The 20,346-nt window shown below is 61.4% G+C and carries 17 protein-coding genes; 12 read left to right on the top strand and 5 right to left on the bottom strand.

Translation table 11 applies throughout. The features are described from left to right. Positions 1-32 precede the first annotated feature (32 nt). From FHX14_RS18440 to FHX14_RS18420, 5 genes are all read left to right on the top strand, one after another. Positions 33-485, top strand: a complete 453-nt coding sequence (locus FHX14_RS18440) for a hypothetical protein (protein ID WP_246713413.1) — start codon at positions 33-35, stop codon at positions 483-485. A gap of 27 nt (positions 486-512) precedes the next feature. Then, positions 513-794, top strand: a complete 282-nt coding sequence (locus tag FHX14_RS18435) for a hypothetical protein (RefSeq protein ID WP_183690434.1) — start codon at positions 513-515, stop codon at positions 792-794. 170 nt (positions 795-964) lie between these two features. Beyond that, positions 965-1,990 (top strand): ABC transporter substrate-binding protein, encoded by a 1,026-nt coding sequence (locus FHX14_RS18430; protein WP_184378024.1) that lies wholly within the window; start codon positions 965-967, stop codon positions 1,988-1,990. Further along, the gene (locus FHX14_RS18425; RefSeq protein WP_184378023.1) at positions 1,987-3,027 is read left to right on the top strand and encodes an iron ABC transporter permease; all 1,041 of its coding nucleotides are present in this window, start codon (positions 1,987-1,989) and stop codon (positions 3,025-3,027) included. Before FHX14_RS18430 ends, FHX14_RS18425 begins: the two co-directional genes overlap by 4 nt. Beyond that, complete coding sequence (locus tag FHX14_RS18420; protein WP_184378022.1) at positions 3,024-3,785, top strand: ABC transporter ATP-binding protein; 762 nt, start codon at positions 3,024-3,026, stop codon at positions 3,783-3,785. The genes FHX14_RS18425 and FHX14_RS18420 overlap by 4 nt, the downstream gene beginning before the upstream one ends. A gap of 127 nt (positions 3,786-3,912) precedes the next feature. Here the strand turns inward: FHX14_RS18420 and FHX14_RS18415 are convergent, their stop codons facing one another. Continuing rightward, positions 3,913-4,380 carry an Lrp/AsnC family transcriptional regulator gene (locus FHX14_RS18415; protein WP_003591275.1) on the bottom strand — a complete coding sequence of 156 codons (468 nt, stop codon included), beginning with the start codon at positions 4,378-4,380 and terminating at the stop codon, positions 3,913-3,915. A gap of 150 nt (positions 4,381-4,530) precedes the next feature. Here FHX14_RS18415 and FHX14_RS18410 point away from each other — a divergent pair, with 150 nt between their 5' ends. Together FHX14_RS18410 and FHX14_RS18405 are read left to right on the top strand one after the other, a co-directional pair. Beyond that, positions 4,531-5,706 (top strand): amino acid aminotransferase, encoded by a 1,176-nt coding sequence (locus FHX14_RS18410; protein WP_184378021.1) that lies wholly within the window; start codon positions 4,531-4,533, stop codon positions 5,704-5,706. Next, entirely contained in the window at positions 5,703-7,331 is a 1,629-nt protein-coding gene (locus FHX14_RS18405) for a thiamine pyrophosphate-dependent enzyme (RefSeq protein ID WP_184378020.1), read from the top strand. Before FHX14_RS18410 ends, FHX14_RS18405 begins: the two co-directional genes overlap by 4 nt. 7 nt (positions 7,332-7,338) lie before the next feature. Here FHX14_RS18405 and glgB read toward each other — a convergent pair whose 3' ends face one another. The 3 genes from glgB to FHX14_RS18390 are packed head-to-tail and all read right to left on the bottom strand — an operon-like array spanning position 7,339 to position 16,055. Further along, positions 7,339-9,549, bottom strand: a complete 2,211-nt coding sequence (gene glgB, locus FHX14_RS18400) for a 1,4-alpha-glucan branching protein GlgB (RefSeq protein ID WP_184378019.1) — start codon at positions 9,547-9,549, stop codon at positions 7,339-7,341. Further along, entirely contained in the window at positions 9,546-12,827 is a 3,282-nt protein-coding gene (gene treS / locus FHX14_RS18395) for a maltose alpha-D-glucosyltransferase (RefSeq protein WP_184378018.1), read from the bottom strand. The genes glgB and treS overlap by 4 nt, the downstream gene beginning before the upstream one ends. Beyond that, positions 12,828-16,055 (bottom strand): alpha-1,4-glucan--maltose-1-phosphate maltosyltransferase, encoded by a 3,228-nt coding sequence (locus tag FHX14_RS18390; RefSeq protein ID WP_184378017.1) that lies wholly within the window; start codon positions 16,053-16,055, stop codon positions 12,828-12,830. A gap of 240 nt (positions 16,056-16,295) precedes the next feature. On the opposite strand from FHX14_RS18390, the gene FHX14_RS18385 reads away from it, so the two are divergent. From FHX14_RS18385 to FHX14_RS18365, 5 genes are all read left to right on the top strand, one after another. Further along, complete coding sequence (locus tag FHX14_RS18385; RefSeq protein ID WP_184378161.1) at positions 16,296-16,658, top strand: hypothetical protein; 363 nt, start codon at positions 16,296-16,298, stop codon at positions 16,656-16,658. 77 nt (positions 16,659-16,735) lie between these two features. Beyond that, entirely contained in the window at positions 16,736-16,990 is a 255-nt protein-coding gene (locus FHX14_RS18380; protein WP_054183924.1) for a hypothetical protein, read from the top strand. Further along, positions 16,987-17,436, top strand: a complete 450-nt coding sequence (locus FHX14_RS18375; RefSeq protein ID WP_184378016.1) for a type II toxin-antitoxin system PemK/MazF family toxin — start codon at positions 16,987-16,989, stop codon at positions 17,434-17,436. Before FHX14_RS18380 ends, FHX14_RS18375 begins: the two co-directional genes overlap by 4 nt. A gap of 81 nt (positions 17,437-17,517) precedes the next feature. Beyond that, positions 17,518-18,399, top strand: a complete 882-nt coding sequence (locus FHX14_RS18370; protein WP_184378015.1) for an MBL fold metallo-hydrolase — start codon at positions 17,518-17,520, stop codon at positions 18,397-18,399. 24 nt (positions 18,400-18,423) lie between these two features. Then, positions 18,424-19,197, top strand: a complete 774-nt coding sequence (locus FHX14_RS18365; protein ID WP_037074094.1) for an aminoglycoside phosphotransferase family protein — start codon at positions 18,424-18,426, stop codon at positions 19,195-19,197. On the opposite strand, the gene FHX14_RS18360 is transcribed toward FHX14_RS18365, so the two are convergent. Continuing rightward, entirely contained in the window at positions 19,198-20,241 is a 1,044-nt protein-coding gene (locus tag FHX14_RS18360; RefSeq protein ID WP_184378014.1) for a magnesium and cobalt transport protein CorA, read from the bottom strand. Positions 20,242-20,346: the final 105 nt, after the last annotated feature.

The following is a 20,346-nucleotide window of genomic DNA, read 5'->3' as shown; positions in this document are numbered from 1 at the left end:
CCGTCGTTTCCGTCCTGATAATGGAGAGCGACATGTCGAACGTCTCAAGAACAGGCAAGGAAGAGATCAACAACGCAACCAGCCCGACCACCTTCGGAAGGTCGGCCGAGAGCCAGGCGCAAATGCAGGATGCGGCAGCGGAAGCCTCGCCCGAAACGGGCGGCGAGATGCTCAACATCTACCGGCTGGCACCGATCGCCGCTCCCGACGATCCGAGATGGGACAATGCCCCCGGCCACGGCATCGTCGTCGTGGCCGCCAGAACGCCGGGTGACGCCAGGATCGTCGCCGCCGCGCGCGAACTCGATTTCATGGAAGTGGATGCGGCTCCCGCCGAGGATGTGACGACCGCCAATGCCAGTGCCTTCCGCGACGACAAGCTCTATACTGTCATAGAGATCGACCGGAACAGACGCGATATCAAGCGCGGCATCGTCGAGGGCATGGTCTCGGTCGACACGATCCGCCCAGTCCAACCGGATTAGAGGCCACCCGTTTTTATTGGAGTTCTCATGAATACGGCCAATCTGCAGCTCAAAGGGCTGATCATGGCGATGACGTCGATCTGCGACGCAATCGTCGACAAGGACGTGCTCACGCGCGGGGAAATCAACGCCGCGCTGTCGAAAGCTCAAAGAGCAATCGAGGAGGACGACGATCATGAGCTGTCGGGCGCCAACCGCGCCGCGATCCTGTTTCCCATCCGGGTGTTGCAACTCGCCGGTGAGGCCGCCGGGAAAGGCGAACAGCCGACATTTTCGGATTATGCGAAGCTCGTGGGAAAACTGAGCTGACGTCTGAGGTTTTACCAAACGCCGCGGCGATTGGATGGATCCGGCACGTTGCCCGGCAACTTGTCGAGTCGTGTCGACTTTTCCAGATAAGTTGATTTATTTGGTCTTGTTTTCCGGTCGTTTCTGAGGCTATACCCCGGCCGCATACACTCACGCACCGGGATTTCTACGTGACCAGCCTCAAATCGCTTCTGGCCGCCTGCGGCCTTTCCGCCCTGATCGGTCTTGCCGCAACGCCGTCTCTGGCCGGTTCGACGACCTACCCGCTGACGCTGGAAAACTGCGGCGTTGAGGTGACCTTCAAGAAGGCGCCCGAGCGGGCGATCGGCCTCGGCCAGAACAGCGCGGAAATCCTGCTGCTGCTCGGCCTTCAGGACAAGATGGTCGGCACCGCCTTCTGGCCGAGTAAGGTGCTGCCGCAGTTGGCCGAAGCCAATGCCAAGGTCAAGCTTCTGACCGTGGAGATGCCGACCTTCGAGTCGATGCTCGCCGAAAATCCCGACTTCGTGGCGGTGGCGTTGCCAAGCCTGGTCGGCCCGAACAGCAAAATCGCCAAGCGCGAGGATTTCGACAAGGTCGGCGTCGCCACCTATCTTTCGCCGAGCACCTGCCTCAGCACCAAGGACGTCAAGGACCAATACGGCAGCCGCGCCGAATTGTGGAACATGGATCTTCTCTACAAGGAGATCGATGAGCTTTCTGAGATCTTCGACGTCGCCGATCGCGGCCAGGCGCTGATCGCCGATTTCAAGGCGCGTGAAGCCAAGCTTCGCGGGAGCGTTGCCAAGGACGGCAAGAACCTCTCCTACGTCTTCTGGTTCTCCAGCCCCAGCCCGTCGGCCGATGCCTATGTCGGCGGCAAGAACAGCGCCTCCGGCTTCATCGCCGACCTGCTCGGCGGCCACAATGCGATATCGGCGGAAGCAGAATGGCCGACCGTCGGCTGGGAAGGCGTCATCGCCGCGAACCCCGACGTCATCGTCGTCGCCAGCCTCGACCGTAACCGCTGGGAACTCGACAAGCCCGAGGCCAAGATCAACTTCCTGAACACCGATCCGGCCGTCAGCCAGACCCCGGCCGTGAAGAACAAGGCGCTCGTCGTCATGGACGGCCAGGCGATGAACCCGACCATTCGGACGATCTACGGCGCCGAACAGGTGGCCGAGCAGTTGAAGGCCCTCGGTCTGCTGAAGTGACCGACGCCGGCCGTCTGCTCCGGCAGTTGGGAGCGGTCGCCGCGCTGCTCCTGGCTTCCTTCTGTCTCATCGCTGTCGCCATCGGCGTCAGCGTCGGGATCGGCGACCTGCCGATTCCGCTGGCGACCACGTTTTCGGCCGTTACCAACCGGCTCGGCTGGACCGCGGTCGAGCTCAACCGGATCCACGAAACGGTGATCTGGGATTATCGCCTGAGCCGGGCGCTGGTCGCCGCCTTTTGCGGCGCGGGCCTGGCGCTGTCGGGCGCCATCATGCAGTCGCTGCTGCGCAATCCGCTTGCCGAACCCTATGTGCTCGGCATCTCCGCCGGTGCCTCCACCGGCGCCGTGGCGATCGTCATTCTGGGGCTCGGCGCGGGTGCGGTGTCGCTGTCATCAGGAGCCTTTGCCGGCGCCTTCGCCGCCTTCTTCTTCGTGGCGCTGCTCTCGAACGGCACCCGCGGCGGCGCGGACCGCACCATCCTTGCCGGCGTGGCTGCCTCGCAGCTCTTCAATGCCTCGACCTCCTATATCGTCACCACCTCGGCCAATGCGCAGCAGGCCCGCGACGTGATGTTCTGGCTGCTCGGCAGTTTCAGCGGCGTGCGCTGGCCGGAATTCGCGCTGGTCTCGGTTGTCGTCGGCCTCGGCCTTGCCGCCTGTCTGTTTTATGCCCGCGTGCTCGACGCCTTCGCTTTCGGCGACGAGGCGGCCTCCTCGCTCGGTGTCAATGTCGGCCGCGCCCGCATGGTGCTCTTCGCGCTGACTGCTATGATGACGGCGACGATCGTCAGCATGGTCGGCTCGATCGGCTTTGTCGGCCTCGTCGTGCCGCATGTCGCGCGCTTCGTCGTCGGGCCGTTGCATATCCGCCTGCTGCCGGCCTGCGCCATCGCTGGAGCGATCTTCATGGTGCTCGCCGACATTGCCGCGCGCGCCCTCATTCCCAACCAGATCCTGCCGATCGGCGTCGTCACGGCGCTGGTCGGCGTTCCCTTCTTCTCGATCATCCTCTACCGGTTCCAGCGCGCGTCATGAGCATCAAGGCCGACAACCTCACCTGGAAAATTGGCAAAAAAACCATTCTGGACGGCGTTTCCATGGAGGCGCGGCCGGGCCGGATGCTCGGCCTGCTTGGTCCGAACGGCTCCGGCAAGACTTCGCTGCTGCGGCTTCTCGCCGGGCTGAAGCGGCCGCATTCCGGCCGGGTTACGCTCGACCGAAGCGATATCAGCTCGATTAGCCGCCGCTCGATCGCCCGGCGCATCGCCTTCGTCGAGCAGCATGCGACGACCAATGCCAATCTGAAGGTTATCGATGTGGTCAAGCTCGGCCGCTTTCCGCATCGCTCGATGTTCTCCGGCTGGACGAGCGCCGACGAAGAGGCGGTCGAAGCGGCACTCACCCGCGCCGGCATGGCGGAGAAGCGCGACGATCGCTGGCAGAACCTGTCGGGCGGCGAAAAGCAGCGCACCCATATTGCCAGGGCGCTCGCCCAGTCACCTAGGGAATTGATCCTCGACGAACCCACCAACCATCTCGACATCCAGCACCAGATCGGCCTGATGCGGCTCGTCTCCGGCCTGCCGATCACCAGCATCGTCGCCCTGCACGATCTCAACCATGCCGCCATGTTCTGCGATGAGCTTGTTATCATGCAGCAGGGCAGGATCGTCGCCTCGGGCGCGCCTGAAGACGTGCTGAGCGAGAACCTTCTGCGCGACGTCTTTTCCGTCGAGGCCCGCATCGAGGCCTCGCCCCATCATTCGCGCCCGCATATCCACTACCTCAGATGAGAATGGCTAGAACAGGATTCAGATTTTAGGCCGGATCGGCCTAAAATCTGAATCTGTTCTAAATTAAAAAGTCAGAGCATGATGTCGCGCGAAAACCGCTCACACTTTTCGGCATCATGCTCCGTTCTCACGTCACGATCTGCAGCGGCAAAGCGGTCGTCTTTTTCAGCGTCTTGAGGACGATGCTTGACTTGACCGAGGCCAGATTGTCGGTGACCCGGATCATTCTTTCGAGAAATTGGCTGAGATGGTCGAGGTCGCGCGCCATCACCTTCATCAGAAAATCGGCATCCCCCGTCTGCGAATAACACTCCAGGATCTCCGGCGCGGTTTCGATGAAACGATGGAGCCGCTCGTTTCCGCCTTCCGTATGCGCACGCAAGCTGACGAGGGTATGAGCGACGACGGCAAAGCCCAGTTTTGCAGGATTGAGGATAGCAACGACGCTCTGGATGTACTGCTCATTGCGCAGCCTTTCCAAACGGCGGGCGCATTGGGTCGCGGAGAGATTGACCTTCTGCGACAGCTCACCCTGCGTCACTTCACTGTTTTGCTGGAGAGCGGCGAGCAATTTGATATCGAACTGGTCAAGCATGACTCACCCGAAAGAAGGAGAATTTCGGCATATTATAGCCAGATTACGCAGAATGTCTGCATCCAGATATCGCATTAGGCAGATAATCGCATAAAATCGCCGCGGAACTTCCGTTAATCTCCAGCCATTGGATAAAACGGAGGTGGACTTGTGTTTGAGAAACTGAACAACCGACCAGCCGACAGCCTGCTTGCCCTCATCAAGGCCTTTCAGGCCGACGAGCGCAACGGAAAGATCGACCTCGGCGTCGGCGTCTATCGCGACGCCATGGGCCGCACACCGGTGATGCGAGCCGTGAAGGCAGCGGAGCAGTTTCTTCTCGATACCCAGGACAGCAAGAAATATCTCGGCCCGGAAGGCGATCTGCAATTCGTCCGCCTGCTACAGCCCATTATTTTCGGCAAATCGCCGAAGTTCGATCACCGCCTTGTCGGCATTCAGACACCTGGCGGCAGCGGCGCGCTGCGTCTCGGCGCCGAGCTCATCCAGACGGCAAATCCGTCGGCGAAGGTTCTGTTGGGGACCCCGAGCTGGCCGAACCACGCGCCGATCTTTGCCTCGGCGCGCCTGGCTGTAAAGGACTACGCCTTCGTCGATCTGACGTCGCAACAGGTCAAATTCGAAAGCGTCGTCGACGCCCTGTCTTCCGCTGCGGAAGGCGATGTCGTCCTCCTTCACGGTTGCTGCCACAATCCGACCGGTATCGATTTCACCATGGAGCAGTGGCTAGAGATTACTGAACTCCTCGTTGCGCACAAATTGGTGCCGTTCATCGATCTTGCCTATCAGGGGCTTGGCGACGGTCTCGAACAGGACGCTGCACCGACCCGCATGATCCTCGACGCGGTCGACGAGGCGCTGATCGCCTATTCCTGCGACAAGAATTTCGGTCTCTATCGCGAGCGCGTCGGTGCGCTTTACGCCATGACCCGCAGTGCCGACGACATCGGCAAGGCCGAAAGCAATATGGCCGCACTTGCCCGTGTGAACTGGTCGATGCCGCCCGATCATGGCGCCGCGATCGTCAGAACCATTCTCGAAAGCCCCGAAATGTCGGCAATGTGGCGTACCGAACTCGAGGAGATGTGCGAGCGTGTCAACGGCAACCGCGCGGCGATCGCCGCCGCTGCGCCGGATCTCGCCTTCATCAGCCGGCAGCGCGGCTTGTTCTCCAATCTCTCCATGTCGAAAGAAACGGCTGCGGCGCTGCGCGCCAAACACGGCATCTACATGGCCGATTCCGGCCGTATGAACCTTGCGGGCATGCAGCCGGCCGATGCCGGCGCAATCGTGACCGCACTTCGCGCTGAAGGCTGCTTGAGATGAGCAAGAAGGAAACGACCGGCCAGGCGATGACCCGTTCGCTCGTCGCCCATGGGATCGACACGGTGTTCGGCATCCCGGGCGCCCACATGTACGATTTCAACGATGCCCTCTACGGCGCCCGTGACCAGGTTCGGTTCATTCACACAAGGCACGAACAGGGCGCCGGATATATGGCCTATGGCTATGCCAAATCCACCGGCCGGATCGGCGCCTATACCGTGGTCCCCGGCCCGGGTGTTCTCAATTCCGGGGCAGCGCTTTGCACCGCTTACGGCGCCAACGCGCCGGTGCTTTGCATCACCGGCAACATCATGTCCCACCTGATTGGCCAGGGCAGAGGGCAGTTGCACGAACTGCCCGATCAACTCGCGACAATGCGCGGGCTTACCAAGACGGCGGAACGCATCAATCATCCGTCCGAGGCCGGCCCTGTCATGGCCGAGGTTGTTAACAAAATGCTCTCCGGCCGCCAGGGGCCGGGAGCGGTCGAAGCCCCATGGGACGTGTTTGGTCAATCCGGCCCCGAAGTCGATCTTCCCTTAGGCAAGAGAGCCCCTCACCCGGCCGTCAACGCCGATCAGATCGCTGCCGCAGCAGCGCTGATAGCGGGCGCCAGCAATCCGATGATCATGGTCGGCGGCGGTGCGGTGGATGCCGGCGCCGAGATCGCCGCCCTTGCGGAACTGCTGCAATCGCCCGTCACCTCCCATCGTTCCGGCAAGGGCAACGTCGCCGACGACCACCCGAACTATCTGAACTTCGTCGCCGCCTATGAATATTGGAAGAAGACCGACGTTCTGATCGGCATCGGCAGCCGGCTCGAACTGCAGTTCATGCGTTGGAAATGGCTTCCGAAGGATCTCAAGATCATCCGCATCGATATCGATCCGACCGAAATGGTCCGCCTCAAGCCCCGTGTCGGCATCGTCGCCGATGCCAAGGCGGGAACGCAGGCTCTGATCGATGCATTGGCAGGCGCCCGACGCGATGATCGCACCCGCGAATTCGCCGACCTCAACAAAGACGCCAGATCCCGGTTCTCGGAAGTACAGCCGCAGCTTGCCTATCTCGATGCCATTCGTCAGGCTCTGCCGACAGACGGCTTCTTCGTCGAGGAAGTCAGCCAGATAGGCTTTACCGCCCGTTTTGCCTTCCCCGTCTACGGCCCGCGTCAGTACGTGACATGCGGTTATCAGGACAATCTGGGTTTTGGCTTCAACACCGCCTTGGGCGTGAAAGTCGCCAATCCCGATAAAGCGGTTGTTTCCGTTTCCGGCGATGGCGGCTTCATGTTCGGCGTTCAGGAGCTTGCCACCGCCGTCCAGCACAAGATCGCTGTCGTCGCTATCGTCTTCAACAATTCGGCCTATGGCAATGTTCTGCGCGATCAGAAGCAGGCGTATCAGGGCCGCTATCTCGGCTCGGATCTCACCAATCCGGATTTTGTCGCGCTTGCCGAGAGCTTCGGTATCCGCGCATTCAAGGTGACAAGCCCCGGCGAACTCAAAGCAATGATCGAGAAGGCCCTCTCTCTCGACGAACCCGTGCTCATCGAGGTCCCGATCGAAAAGGGATCCGAGGCAAGTCCCTGGCCTTTCATTCATCCAGCGCCGCACGCCGAATGAACCCCTATCAAGGCGGCGGGCTTTTGAGAAAGACCGTCGCCAGCGGCGGCAGCGTCAGCGACAGGGAAACCGGCCTGCCGTGGGCGGGGATGGGTTCGCTCGACAGCGCGCCGTTGACGAGGCCGGAGCCGCCATATTCGCGCGCATCCGTGGTGATCCGCTCGATCCACACGCCGTCATCAGGCACGCCGATCCTATAGCCGTAGCGCGGCACCGGCGTGAAATTTGATACGACAAGGACGGAGGAAGAGCGATCCTTGGCATAACGGAGCATACCGAGGACGGAATTGGCGGCGTCGTCGGCGGCCGCCCATTCGAAGCCCTGGGGATGAAAATCGCCGAACTGCAATGCCGGCTCGTCCCCGTAGAGGCTGTTCAGATCCTTGACCAGCCGCTGAATGCCGACATGCTGAGGCCGGTCCAGTACGTCCCAGCTCACCTGCGCATCGTGGTTCCATTCGCCCGGCTGGGCGATTTCGCTCCCCATGAACAACAGCTTCTTGCCGGGATGGCCCCACATGAAAGCGAGGTAGCTGCGCAGATTGGCAAATTTCTGCCATTCGTCGCCCGGCATCTTCGTCAGCAGCGAGCCCTTGCCGTAGACCACCTCGTCATGGGAAATCGGCAGCATGAACCGCTCGGAATAGGCGTAGATCATGCCGAAGGTCATCGTGCCATGATGATGGCTCCGATAGACCGGATCCTTCTCGATGTAGCTTAGGCTGTCATGCATCCAGCCCATGTTCCATTTGATGTCGAAGCCCAGCCCGCCTTCTTCCGGCGGCTTCGTCACACCCGGCCAGGCCGTCGATTCCTCGGCGATGGTCATTGCATGCGGGCAGCGCTCGTGGACGATGCTGTTCAGATGCTTGAAGAACTCAACCGCTTCGAGATTTTCGCGACCGCCATATTGGTTGGGAATCCACTCGCCTTCATTGCGGCTGTAATCGCGGTAGAGCATCGAGGCCACGGCATCGACGCGCAAGCCGTCGACATGATAGCGCTCCAGCCATTCGAGCGCGCTGGCGATCAGGAAGCCTTTCACCTCGTTGCGGCCGAGATTGTAGATCAGCGTATTCCAGTCGCGGTGAAAGCCCTCGCGCGGGTCCTCGTGTTCATACAGCGCGCTGCCGTCGAAACGGGCAAGACCCCAGACATCCGTGGGGAAGTGAGCCGGCACCCAGTCGAGGATGACGCCGAGCCCGGCGCCATGGCAGCGGTCGACGAAATAGGCGAAATCCTCGGGCGTTCCGTACCGCCCGGTCGGGGCAAACAGGCCGAGCGGCTGATAGCCCCAGGACCCGCCGAACGGGTGCTCCATGATCGGCAGCAGCTCGATATGGGTAAACCCCATGTCGCTGGCATAGGGAACAAGCCGCTGGCTGAGCTCGACCCAGTCGAGATATCTGTTGCCGTCCCGCCCGTCGCGCAGCCAGGAGCCGGCGTGCACCTCGTAAACTGAGATCGCGCCCTCCAGTCTCGCTTGCCGAGACCGGCCCTTCATCCAGCCGTCATCGGTCCATCGAAACGGCGTCGACGATGCGACGATGGAGGCGGTGGAGGGGGCGGCCTCGCTCGCCCTCGCCACCGGATCGGCCTTTTGCGGCAGGCATGTCCCCTCAGCATCGATGATCTCGAACTTGTATCTTTCGCCGGGGGCGAGCCTCGGAATGAACAGCTCCCAAACGCCCGCCGATTGCCTCAGCCGCATCGGATTTCGCCGCCCGTCCCAGGCATTGAAGTCGCCGACGACCGAGACGCGGCGTGCATTTGGCGCCCATACGGCGAAACGGACGCCTGATATGCCGTCGATCGACATCGCCACCGCGCCAAGCGTGCGGCTCAGACTGTAATGCGTGCCCTCCGATACCAAATGCAGGTCGAGCTCACCGAGCAGCAGGCCGAAACTATAGGGATCCTCGGTGATCTGCACCGCATCCGGCCATGTGATCTTCAGCCGGTATCCGCTCCGCAAACCGGTTGCCGCCGCAAACAGGCCGGCGGGATGGGCGATGCTGAAGGGCGTCACCACCCGTCCGCTCGCAGCCTCGATGAGATCGACCGCCTCCGCCCCGGGCAGGTAGACCCGCACGATCGTCATCCCGCCGCTTTCATGGGGGCCGAGGATCGAAAAAGGATCGCCGTGGCGCCCCTCGATCAGAGCCCAGAGGGCATCGTGCCCGATGCCGGCGAGAAGTTCTGAGCGCTCAACATTCATGCCGGAACTCCCGCCAGACGCGAGACGATTTCGGTGAGGCCGGCAAGCGGGATCGGAAGCCATTTCGGCCGGTTGCGGGCTTCATAGGCGATCTCATAGGCGGCCTTTTCGAGAAGAAAGGCATCGAGGACCCTCCGTCGTTGATCGGGTGGCATATCAAGCGCCTTCGATGCCGAAACCGCCTGCGAATAGGCGTCGAGAAACGCTTCTTCCGCCTGGCGCCCGAAGCGGGCGATGGCCTCGCGCCGGACTTCGTTCTCGTGTTCGATGACGGCGTCGTTATCAAGCTGGGCGGTGGCGACGAGATAACTCAGTGACCTCAAAAGCCCGGCGACATCGCGCAGCGGATTGGTCTTGGCGCGGCGCTCGGCCAGGTTTTTCGCCGGCTCGCCCTCGAAATCGATGATGACGGCATCGCCCTCGCTGACGAGGATCTGACCAAGGTGAAAATCGCCATGCGTGCGCGTCATCAGCGTATGGCGTGTGGCCTCAGTCAGCGTCGCGGCAAGCTCGACGAGTTCGGAACGGCGCTTGAGCAACGGAGCAGCGAGCAGATCGATCGCCGGATCGGCATTCTCCTCCCGTTCGGCAAGTTTCGACATGGCATAGGCGACTTCGCCGGCAACCGCCTTCTTCATCGCCTCGACTTCGCTGTCGCCGGCGATCACAGGGCTGAAGGCTTCGTCCGCAGTCTCCCCGGCGAGCACGACATGCAGTTCTCCGAGCCGCATGCCGACCATCGCGACGAAGCTGATCAGCGGCTGGAAGACGTCGTCGCCCGGCTGGACGGCCGGGTCGTTCAGCACGAGTTCGTCTGCCCCGCGGCGCAGGTTGTTCAGCATCCAGTTCCAGGCATCGCCCTGATTGCGGATCGCGCCTTGGACGATGATCAATGTCGAGCGGCGTCCACTGGAATCCGTGTGCGCGACCTCGCCGAGCAAGGGCGCCGTGTGATCGTAGCCGGCACGGGTGAGATAGCGCGTCATCTCGACCTCCGGATGAATGCCGGGAAAGATGTGCCTGATCAGCTTGATCATCGCGATATCGCCGACGATCAGCGAACTGTTGGATTGCTCGGCCGAGAGCCAATGGACCGGAAGGTCGTCGGTGACGGCAAGACGGTCGAGCCGCTCCGTGCCGAGAAATTCAAGCGTGCCGGTGCGCCCGGTGGTACGCGAGCGGTCGCCAAGCCCGCGCAGGATGCCGCGCGCCATCGCCTCCACGGCAAATCCGTCCGTCAGGAAGCCGACGCGCCGGCCCTGGCGGACCCGCCCGAGTGCAAGCTGCTGGGTCAGCACCGATGGCTGCGCATCGTCCCAGGCCACCGCCAGCGGCAGCTGGTAGGATTCGCTATGATTTGGCAGCACGGCCTCCAGTTCGCCGAGAACGATCCCGTCGGCAAAGGGGATCGGCGTTGCGGAAATCAGACGCGCCGCCTGCAGCGGCTGGTCCTTCGCCCCGAACCACCGCCGCTTCGCCAGATAGGCCGGCAGAATTTCATTGCTGAGAACGCGTGCAAGCTTGGGTTCATCGACAAGATCGAGCAGGCCGCGGCGGGTGACCATCGTCACCAGATCGGGAAGCTGCTCCGGCGGCGCGGTGCGCCATGCCGGCGGATCGGCATCGGCCTCCAGCTGGAACCAGAAAAATCCGTAGGGCGGCAGTGTCAGCAGATAGGTCAGCTGGCCGATCGGTGGAAAGGGCGACATGCCGGTCAATTCGATCGGCACGCGGCCCTCAAAGGCTGAGAGGTCGAGTTCGACTGCCTGGGGCAGCCGGGAGAGATTTGCGACACACATCAGGGTCTCGCCTTCATACTCCCTGAGATAGGCGAGGATCTTGCGGTTCTCCGGCGCGAGGAACCGCAACGAACCGCGGCCGAAGGCCGGATGCCGCCCGCGCAGCGCCAGCATCTTGCGCGTCCAGTTGAGCAGCGAATGCGCGTCCGTGCTCTGCGCCTCGACATTGACGGCCTCGAAACCGTAGAGCGGGTCGGCGACCGGCGGCAGGACGAGACGCGCCGGGTCTACTCTGGAGAAGCCGCCATTGCGGTCGGGAGACCATTGCATCGGCGTCCTCACCCCATCCCGGTCGCCGAGATAGATATTGTCGCCCATGCCGATCTCGTCGCCGTAATAGATGACCGGCGTTCCCGGCATCGAGAGCAGCAGCGCATTCATCAGCTCGATGCGCCGGCGGTCGCGCTCCATCAGCGGCGCCAGGCGCCGCCTGATGCCGAGATTGATGCGGGCGCGCTTGTCGGATGCGTAGGTTTCCCAGAGATAATCGCGCTCGGCGTCCGTCACCATTTCGAGCGTCAGTTCGTCGTGGTTGCGCAGGAAGATCGCCCATTGGCAATTCTCCGGGATCTCCGGCGTCTGGCGCAGGATATCGGTGATCGGAAACCGATCCTCCTTGGCGATCGCCATGTACATGCGCGGCATCAACGGGAAGTGGAAGGCCATGTGGCATTCGTCGCCGTCGCCGAAATATTCGCGCGTATCCTCCGGCCATTGATTGGCCTCGGCCAGCAACATCACGCCGGGATGGGTGGCATCGAGGGCTGCACGGATGCGCTTGAGGATCGCATGGGTCTCGGGCAGGTTCTCGTTGATCGTCCCCTCGCGCTCGACAAGGTAAGGGATCGCGTCGAGACGGAAGCCGTCGATGCCGGTTTCCAGCCAGAAGCGCATCACCTTCAGCAGTTCCTCCATGACCAGGGGACTGTCAAAGTTGAGGTCAGGCTGGTGCGAATAAAAGCGATGCCAGTAATAGGCGCCCGCCACGGCATCCCATGTCCAGTTGGACTTTTCCGTATCGATGAAAATGATGCGCGTTTCCGGGAATTTCTGATCGGTATCCGACCAGACGTAAAAATCGCGCTCCGGGGATCCGGCCGGTGCCTGACGGGCGCGCTGGAACCAGGGATGCTGATCGGAGGTGTGGTTGATGACGAGCTCGATGATGACGCGGATATTACGCTGGTGTGCGGCGTCGACGAAGGCGCGAAAATCCTCCAAGGTGCCGTAATCGGGGCTGACATTGCCGTAGTCGGCGATGTCGTAGCCGTCGTCGCGGCGGGGCGAGGGAAAGAAAGGCAGCAGCCAGATTGCATTGACGCCGAGCGCTGCGATGTGATCGAGCTTGGCGTGCAGGCCGGCAAAGTCGCCGACGCCGTCGCCATTGGCGTCGTAGAACGACTTGATGTGCAGTTGGTAGATGATCGCATCCTTGTACCAGAGGGGCTGCTCAATGCCATCGGGGTTCATCGTGTCCATTCATGCCTCCGCTGCTCGAACGCGCCAGATCGCAAAGGGCAGGATCTCAGGGTTCAGGCTGACGCTCTGCCGTTTGCCGGTCCATTTGAAACGATGCCCACCGACCAGATCCTCGGCATCCAGCGCACCGCCGTCGCCGAGCGACCAGTGCCAGAGCGGCAGTTCGACATCGCTTTGCTGAAAATTGTGAGGGTCGAGGCTGATTGCGATCAGCAGGACATTGTCGCGGGCCTTGCTTGCCTTCTCGAAGAACAGGATATTGTCATTCCAGGCATTCAAGAGCGTCAGCCCGAGATGCGAATGCAGCGCGGTGTTCTCGTTCCTGATACGGTTGAGCATCCTGATTTCGCCGACGATATTGCCCGGCCGGTCGTAGTCCCAGACGCGGATTTCGTATTTCTCGCTGTCGGCATATTCCTTGCGCTTGGCATCGGGTCGCCCCTCGCAAAGCTCGAAACCATTATAGACGCCCCACAGGCCCGAAAGCGTGGCGGCGAGAGCGGCGCGGATCAGGAAGGCCGGGCGCGGTGCGTTCTGCAGAAAATCCGGATTGATGTCATGGGTGTTGACGAAGAAGTGCGGACGGAAGAATTCCTTCGCCTCCGTCTGCGTCAGCTCGCGCATATATTGCTCGAGCTCCCATTTGGCATTGCGCCAGGTGAAATAGGTGTAGGACTGGGAGAAGCCGATCTTCGCCAGCCGGTACATGACCTTCGGCTTGGTGAAGGCTTCCGACAGGAAGACCACATCGGGATGACGCGCCCTAATATCGCCGATCAGCCATTCCCAGAATGGGAAAGGCTTGGTGTGCGGATTGTCGACGCGAAACAGCTTGACGCCCTGGTCGACCCATAGCTGGACGACATCCCTCAGCTCCACCCATAACGAGGGCAGCGCGTCCTTCGTGTAGAAATCGACGTTGACGATGTCCTCGTATTTCTTCGGCGGGTTTTCGGCATATTTAATCGTGCCGTCCGGGCGCCAGTCGAACCAGCCGGGATGTTCCTTCAGCCAGGGGTGATCCGGCGACGCCTGGATTGCAAGGTCGAGAGCGATCTCCAGCCCGTGCCGGCCCGCCTCCTCGACCAGCCGTCCGAAATCCTCGAAATCGCCGAGCTCGGGATGGATGGCATCGTGGCCGCCCTCCTCGGAACCGATCGCATAGGGGCTGCCGGGATCGCCAGGAGCGGCCTTCAGGCTGTTGTTGCGCCCCTTCCGGTTGGTCGAGCCGATCGGGTGAATGGGCGGGAAGTAGAGGACGTCGAAGCCCATGCCGCGGATATCGGCCAGCCTCGGGATGACGTCGTCGAAGGTGCCGTGGCGGTTGGGATCGCCGCTCTGCGAGCGCGGGAAGATCTGGTACCAGCTGGCAAAGGCCGCTTCCTTGCGTTCGGCATCGACGGCGCTTGCCGTGGAGCGGAGCCGGAACGGTCGTCTGTCAGCTTTGTTCATCAGCTCGGATGTCTGGGGATCGAGGAGGATCGCCGTCCGCTCGGCATCCGAGGCGGTTTCGAGACTGTCGCTCAGGGCCTGCAGTTTGGGGCCGAGCGCTGCAGGCGCCCCGGCCTGCGCGGCGCGGACGAGGTTCAATCCCTCCTGCAGCTCGAGCTTCAGGTCGAGCCGGGCGTCGTTCTTCTTGGTCAGCTCGTAGCGGAAGATCGCGAACGGATTTTTCCACGCCTCGACGGCGAACTCGTAGCGGCCGGTGCGCTCCAGAAGGAACTCGCCGCGCCAGCGGTCGTTTTCGACCAGATGCATCTCCGTCTCGTTCCAGTCCGCCATGGCATCGAGCGGCCGCCAGAGCAGGACGGCGGCGATCGGGTCGTGGCCGTCGGCGAATATGTCAGCCTCGACAGTGATGATGTCGCCAACCACCCGTTTGACCGGGAAACGTCCGTCATCGACGCGCGGCATGATGTTTTCGATGGCAAGCCGCGGCGACGCCGTCGCCTGCGCGATCTCCAGGGCGGGTCTAGAGGTAATCGGCATCGGCGCCTTGCCTTGGATGACCAGCGCCTCCCCTGCCCGCAGGCGCAGAACCCCAGCGTCGGCTGCGACGGGCAGAAATCCGGAGGCCGCTTCACGAAGTGCCGTCACCGGCGCGGGCGCGCTTTTCCGAAGGTCTCTGTTCAGCAGAATGAAGCGCACATTGTCGGCGCTGCGCAGATCCTGCACCTCGGATTGCAGGAGCGCCGAGACCGGCCCATTGGCGTTGCGGATCAAGCGCAGCGATGCGGCTGGCGCATGGTCGATCTTGCCGATTTCGGTGTTCGCACGCCGGATTTCGGACGAAAGATCGAAAGCCAGGTCGTGACGCAGTCCCTTAAGACCCGCCCTGTTCCCATGCGTCGGATCGAGCGGCGTGACTGCGCCATATTCAAAGCCCATCGGAACCATCAGGCCACCGCCGAGCGAAGCGGCAAGGCGCAGGGCTCTTACGGCGCGCCGTTCGAGGATCTCGCGGCTCTCGGTTCCGTGCGCGATACGCCGTGCGAATGGCGGTTCCGGAAACGCGACCTGCCAGCCGAGCGGCTGCTGCACACGATGCTCGTCGATGAACCATCTCTCGTCGAAATCCCACCAGGCCATCGACGAAAAACAGCCGTTGAAACCTGCCCCCTTGATCCCGTCCCTCACGGCAAAATCGGTGCCGGGCGTCCAGGCGAGGAATTGCGACTCGGTCTTTTCGCGCACCGCCGCAATCAGTGATTTGAAAAGCGCCGGCGTCGCCCGATCGATCCCGAGCACCCGATAGCCGGCGAGGCCGGCGTCGGACAGCCGCTGCAGCCGTTCCGTCCATTCCGCCAACAGCTGCGATTGTCGTTCCGCCCCCATCGCCGTCATCGGCTCCAGCGGGTCCAGTGGCGAGCGTCTCGGATCGACGGGGCGAAAGCCCGCCTCGGCATCTCTCGCCCTGCCGTCGAGCATCAGGTCCATCATCACGGCGACGCCGCTCTTTCGGCCAGCCTCCGCCAGTCGCGCCACCCCATCCCCGACATCGCTTCCGAGCGACAGTTCAGGATCGAGACGGTCGAAGTCCCGGGAGGCAAAGACGCTGCGCTCCCCGCCGCGGTCGAAGAGGGGTGCCGTCAGCACATGATCGAAACCGATATCCGCCGCATGGTCGAAAACCTCGCGCCATGCGTCGATGCCTTGGAGAAGGAGCGGATTGACATAATAGATCCGGGGCGGGGTGCTCAACACACCCCCGTTTGCACGAAATAACATCGGCCGCCGCCTCGAGTTGCTTTTCAGGCAAACTTCCTTTGGCGGTTGTTGTTCCACCGGCAAGGCCAATTCGCGGCTGTACGAACTCATCCGTCGCATCGGCGGCGGATCGAGGGGACGCATTTCGTTCGAGCATCCAAGCCCTTCCAGGAGACGAAGAAACCTTGAGAATTCCAACCGCATCCGGGTAGTCTTCCGTCATCTACAGAGATGAGTCAGTTGGCTGTTGAAAGCGCATCCATGCTTCGATCAATACTCGTCGCCGCAACCCTGCCGGCTTGCATCCTGTGCCTCACCGCCTGGAGCATCGAGACCGATCGTTCGACAGAGTACAAGCAAGGCCTGTTTGAAATTCGCCAGGAGGCCCGGCGCTTCATTGCGCAGGAGAACGTCAGCGAGCACGAGCAGTGGAACGTGCTGGAACCCAACGCGAAGGTGCTGGTTCCCCGATGCGCGGTCCCGCTTCAGGCGCAGTGGACGCCGAAGAGCCTCGGCCGCTCAAAACCCAGCGTGATGGTCGTGTGCCCAGCCGCGGTGCCGAATGCCGTGATGAAACGATGGGATGTGCCGGTGCCGGTGCGGCAGAAACTAACATCGAACTGAGCATTTCCGTCGATCCGCCGGCACATTGACAAATTGTGTAATTTACGTATTTTACACATTTTAGCGGAGAGGAGAAAATGGCCCAAATATTGAGAGTGCCGGCGACCACATTCTCTCGCAGCTTCGCACGATATCAGGACGAAGCGCTGAGCGAAAAGATTATCGAAGTCACAAGCCATGGGCGGGTCATTGGCGGATATCTTTCCGCAAGCGAGCTTGAACACTATAAGAGCCTGAAGCGCAGGGAACGTGAAGTTCTCATCGTCGGAGAGTTGGACGAGGACACGATTTCGGACATTGAAAACGCTCAATACGGCGTTGCGCCGAAGTGAAGTTTCCCGAACCCGCACCAGGCCTGGTGATCAGATATTCGTTTCTTTGGAAAGAGGACTACGACAAAGGAAAATATGAAGCGTCGAAGGACAGGCCTTGTGCGGTCGTTCTTGCAGCAAAGGTGAAAGACACAACGGCAATTCAAGTCGTTGTTGTACCCATCACGCACTCGCAACCCGACCAGACCGATCGCTCGGCATCGCTTGAAATACCTGCCGCAATCGCAAAATCACTTGGCCTTGATGGTGGGCGGCATTGGCTGCGACTAACTCAGCTGAACCGCTTTATCTGGCCTGGTTATGATCTGCGCGTACGGCCCGATGACCCTGGCCGCGTCGATTACGGCTTCATCCCCGAGGCGTTCTTCAACCAGATCAAAGCTGCGATCATTGCGGAAAACAACCGAAGGAGGCTCTCCTTTACACCGCGGGACGAGCAGCCTTGAAGTGCTTCCTGTGCTTCACTCCCGAGCAAGATTTCGACTATCTCGACGAAAGCAGTCCGACGGCAACAGAGGCGACCAGACGTGAACGCATCGGTAGAATTGTGCGCCTATCCCGAACTTGACGATCGGATCGTGATCGTTCGGGCGGGGGATGAAGTTGATGCCGTGTTTGTCCGGACCGACAGATTCAACGTTCTGATCGATACGCTTGGAACGCCCGAGCTATGCCGGATGGCGCTGGATCTGCTTGAGGGGAAGACTGCAGCTCGCCCGCTGATCGTCATCAATTCGCATATGGATTGGGATCACTTCTGGGGAAATGCAGCTATCGTGGGCCGCGCTCCGATTATCGCGCATGCCGCAGCACTCGATCGCTTGCGTGAACCCTCCGCGCAACAGGTTCTGAAAGACAAGGCCAGCCAGGAATCGCGGTTTCGCAATGTCGAGCTCATCGGCCCAGATATCACCTTCTCCGGCCCGATGGTTCTCAACGGCGGCGATCTGACGCTCGAACTCATCCATACGCCCGGGCACACGCCCGACCATATCGCCGTCTGGATTCCCGAGCTTCGCATCTGCCTGGCTGTCGATGCGGTGGAATATCCTATCCCCGAAGTCTGGAGCAAAAGCGCCGGAGACCTTCGCCTGATCCGTTCATCGCTGGAGCGGATCCGTGATCTCGACGCGAGGCTGGTCATCCCCGCGCATGGCCAGACATCGTCGCCTTCGACGGTGAAGGCGAACCTTGCCTATTTCGAAGCCCTGGCCGAGCGTGTCGACGGGTTGAGCGAAAGCCAGTTGGCGAATGGGCAGCTCAGCCGCTCAAGCGGCTTCCAGCTCGAAGACTTCATCGCCATCCCCGACGGGATGCCTGCGGATACGGTGACGTTCTACCGGAACTGCCACGAGACGAACCTTGGCGCCACCGTTCAGGCCCAGATGGAAAAACGGAAATCCGCGTAGATGGATCTGACGGGGGAGAATGACATGAAACCGTTGGAAGGTGGGCGAACCGGGCAGATCTGGCGCGACGGCGATACCGTCGTCAGGCCATCAGGCGCTTGGACGCCGACGATACATCGGTTTTTGCGCCATCTGAGGAGCAGAGGCTTCCTGGCGGCACCGGAGCCGATCGACATCACAGGAGAAAACCAGGAGATCGTCAGCTTCGTCGCCGGGCGCGTCTGCGAAGACTTGGGTGACCCGTTTGTCGGATCCGAGCGCATGCTGCTTTCGGCGGCCAGGCTTCTGCGCGATTTTCACACGGCATCGCAAGGTTTTCTGGAGAGGGATGACGAGACCCATACGTGGATGCTGCCGCCACAGGAACCGCGCGAAATCGTCTGCCACGGAGATTACGCGCCTTACAACGTCGCCACGACAGAGCATGAGGCTGTCGGGATCATCGATTTCGACACCGCGCATCCCGCACCGCGACTCTGGGATCTGGCCTATGCAGTCTATCGCTGGGCGCCCCTATCCGATCCCTCCCATCCTGGCGTGATGCCAGGCCTCAACGAACAGCTGCGGCGAGCGGAAATCTTCTGTACGGCCTATGGCACAACGGCAGAAGACCGGCGTCAGCTCCCGGCGATGATCTGCAGGCGGCTCCAGGCGCTTGTCAATTTCATGCAGGCAAGGGCTTCGGCCGGAGACGAGACCTTCGTGGAACACGTGGCCGCAGGGGACGCTCAGCTGTATCTAAGCGATATCGACTATGTGCAGAGACATCGAGGCCGACTGCTGAACGCGCTCCAGTAGTTAGAGCCACTTCCGCCGACGGAAAAAACCGAACAGGCCGAGGCACAGGACGCCGATGACACCGAGCACGACGAAATAGCCATACTGGGTTTTCAGTTCCGGCATGTCGCTGAAGTTCATCCCGTAAATGCCGGCGATCGCGGTGGGAACGGCGAGAATTGCCGCCCAGGCGGCGAGCTTGCGGGCAATCGCCGTCTGCTCGGTCTGGCCGATCATCACGCTGGCCTCGAAGGCGAAAGCCAACACCTCGCGCAAAGCGTCGATATCTTCCTGAACCCGGCGCACGTGATCGGTCACATCGCGAAAAAGCGACTGCAGCGTCGGATCCATGCCGGGAAGATCGATGTGCTCATATCGCCGACAGACGTCGACCAGCGGCACAACGGCATTGCGCAGCCGCAAGAGCTTGCGCCGCAGCAGATAAAGCCGCTCGATATCGGACTTCCCCAGCTGTTCGCGCAGCACCAGATCCTCGAGCTTCTCGACCTCTTCCTGCACGACCTCGATGACCGGCATGTAGTTGTCGACGATGAAATCGAGGATGGAATAGAGAATGTAATTTTCACCGTGAGCGAGCGCCGTCGGTGTCGCCTCGCACCGTTGCCGCACCGACAGGTAAGACGACGAGTCACCGTGGCGAACCGAGACGACATAACCGCGGCCGACGAACAAATGCGTTTCGCCGAAGATGATTTCGTCATTCTTCATATGGGCGGTCCGGGCGACGATGAACATCGCGTCCCCATAAATCTCCAGCTTCGGGCGCTGGTGGGGCTGTGCCGCGTCCTCGATCGCCAAGGCGTGGAGATTGAATTCGGCCTGGACCTGATGCAGCAGCACTTCATCCGGCTCGTGCAGGCCGATCCAGACGATGGCATTCTCCCGACTGCGCCATTCGCCGGCTTCTTCTATCCTGATGTCGCGAATGCGCTGCCCATGCTGATACACGGCGGCTGCCACGACGCCAGGCCGTTCATAGGGCAGCGATGCCGAATCGCCGCCAGCCTGCGCGGAAATTTCGTCCAGATCCTTCAGCCGTTCCAAATCCTGCCGTCCTCCCACTTCCGCACGGATCAAGCATCCGGCACCAACGCCCGGCCAGGCGTCGCGTCGATCATAATGCTATTTCGTAAAACATGCATCTGTCTC

The sequence above is a fragment of the Rhizobium sp. BK619 genome (assembly GCF_014195245.1).
GTDB classification, from domain to species: Bacteria; Pseudomonadota; Alphaproteobacteria; order Rhizobiales; family Rhizobiaceae; genus Rhizobium; species Rhizobium acidisoli.
Note: the sequence above shows the minus strand (reverse complement) of the source record. Positions and strands in the feature narration are given on the sequence as shown.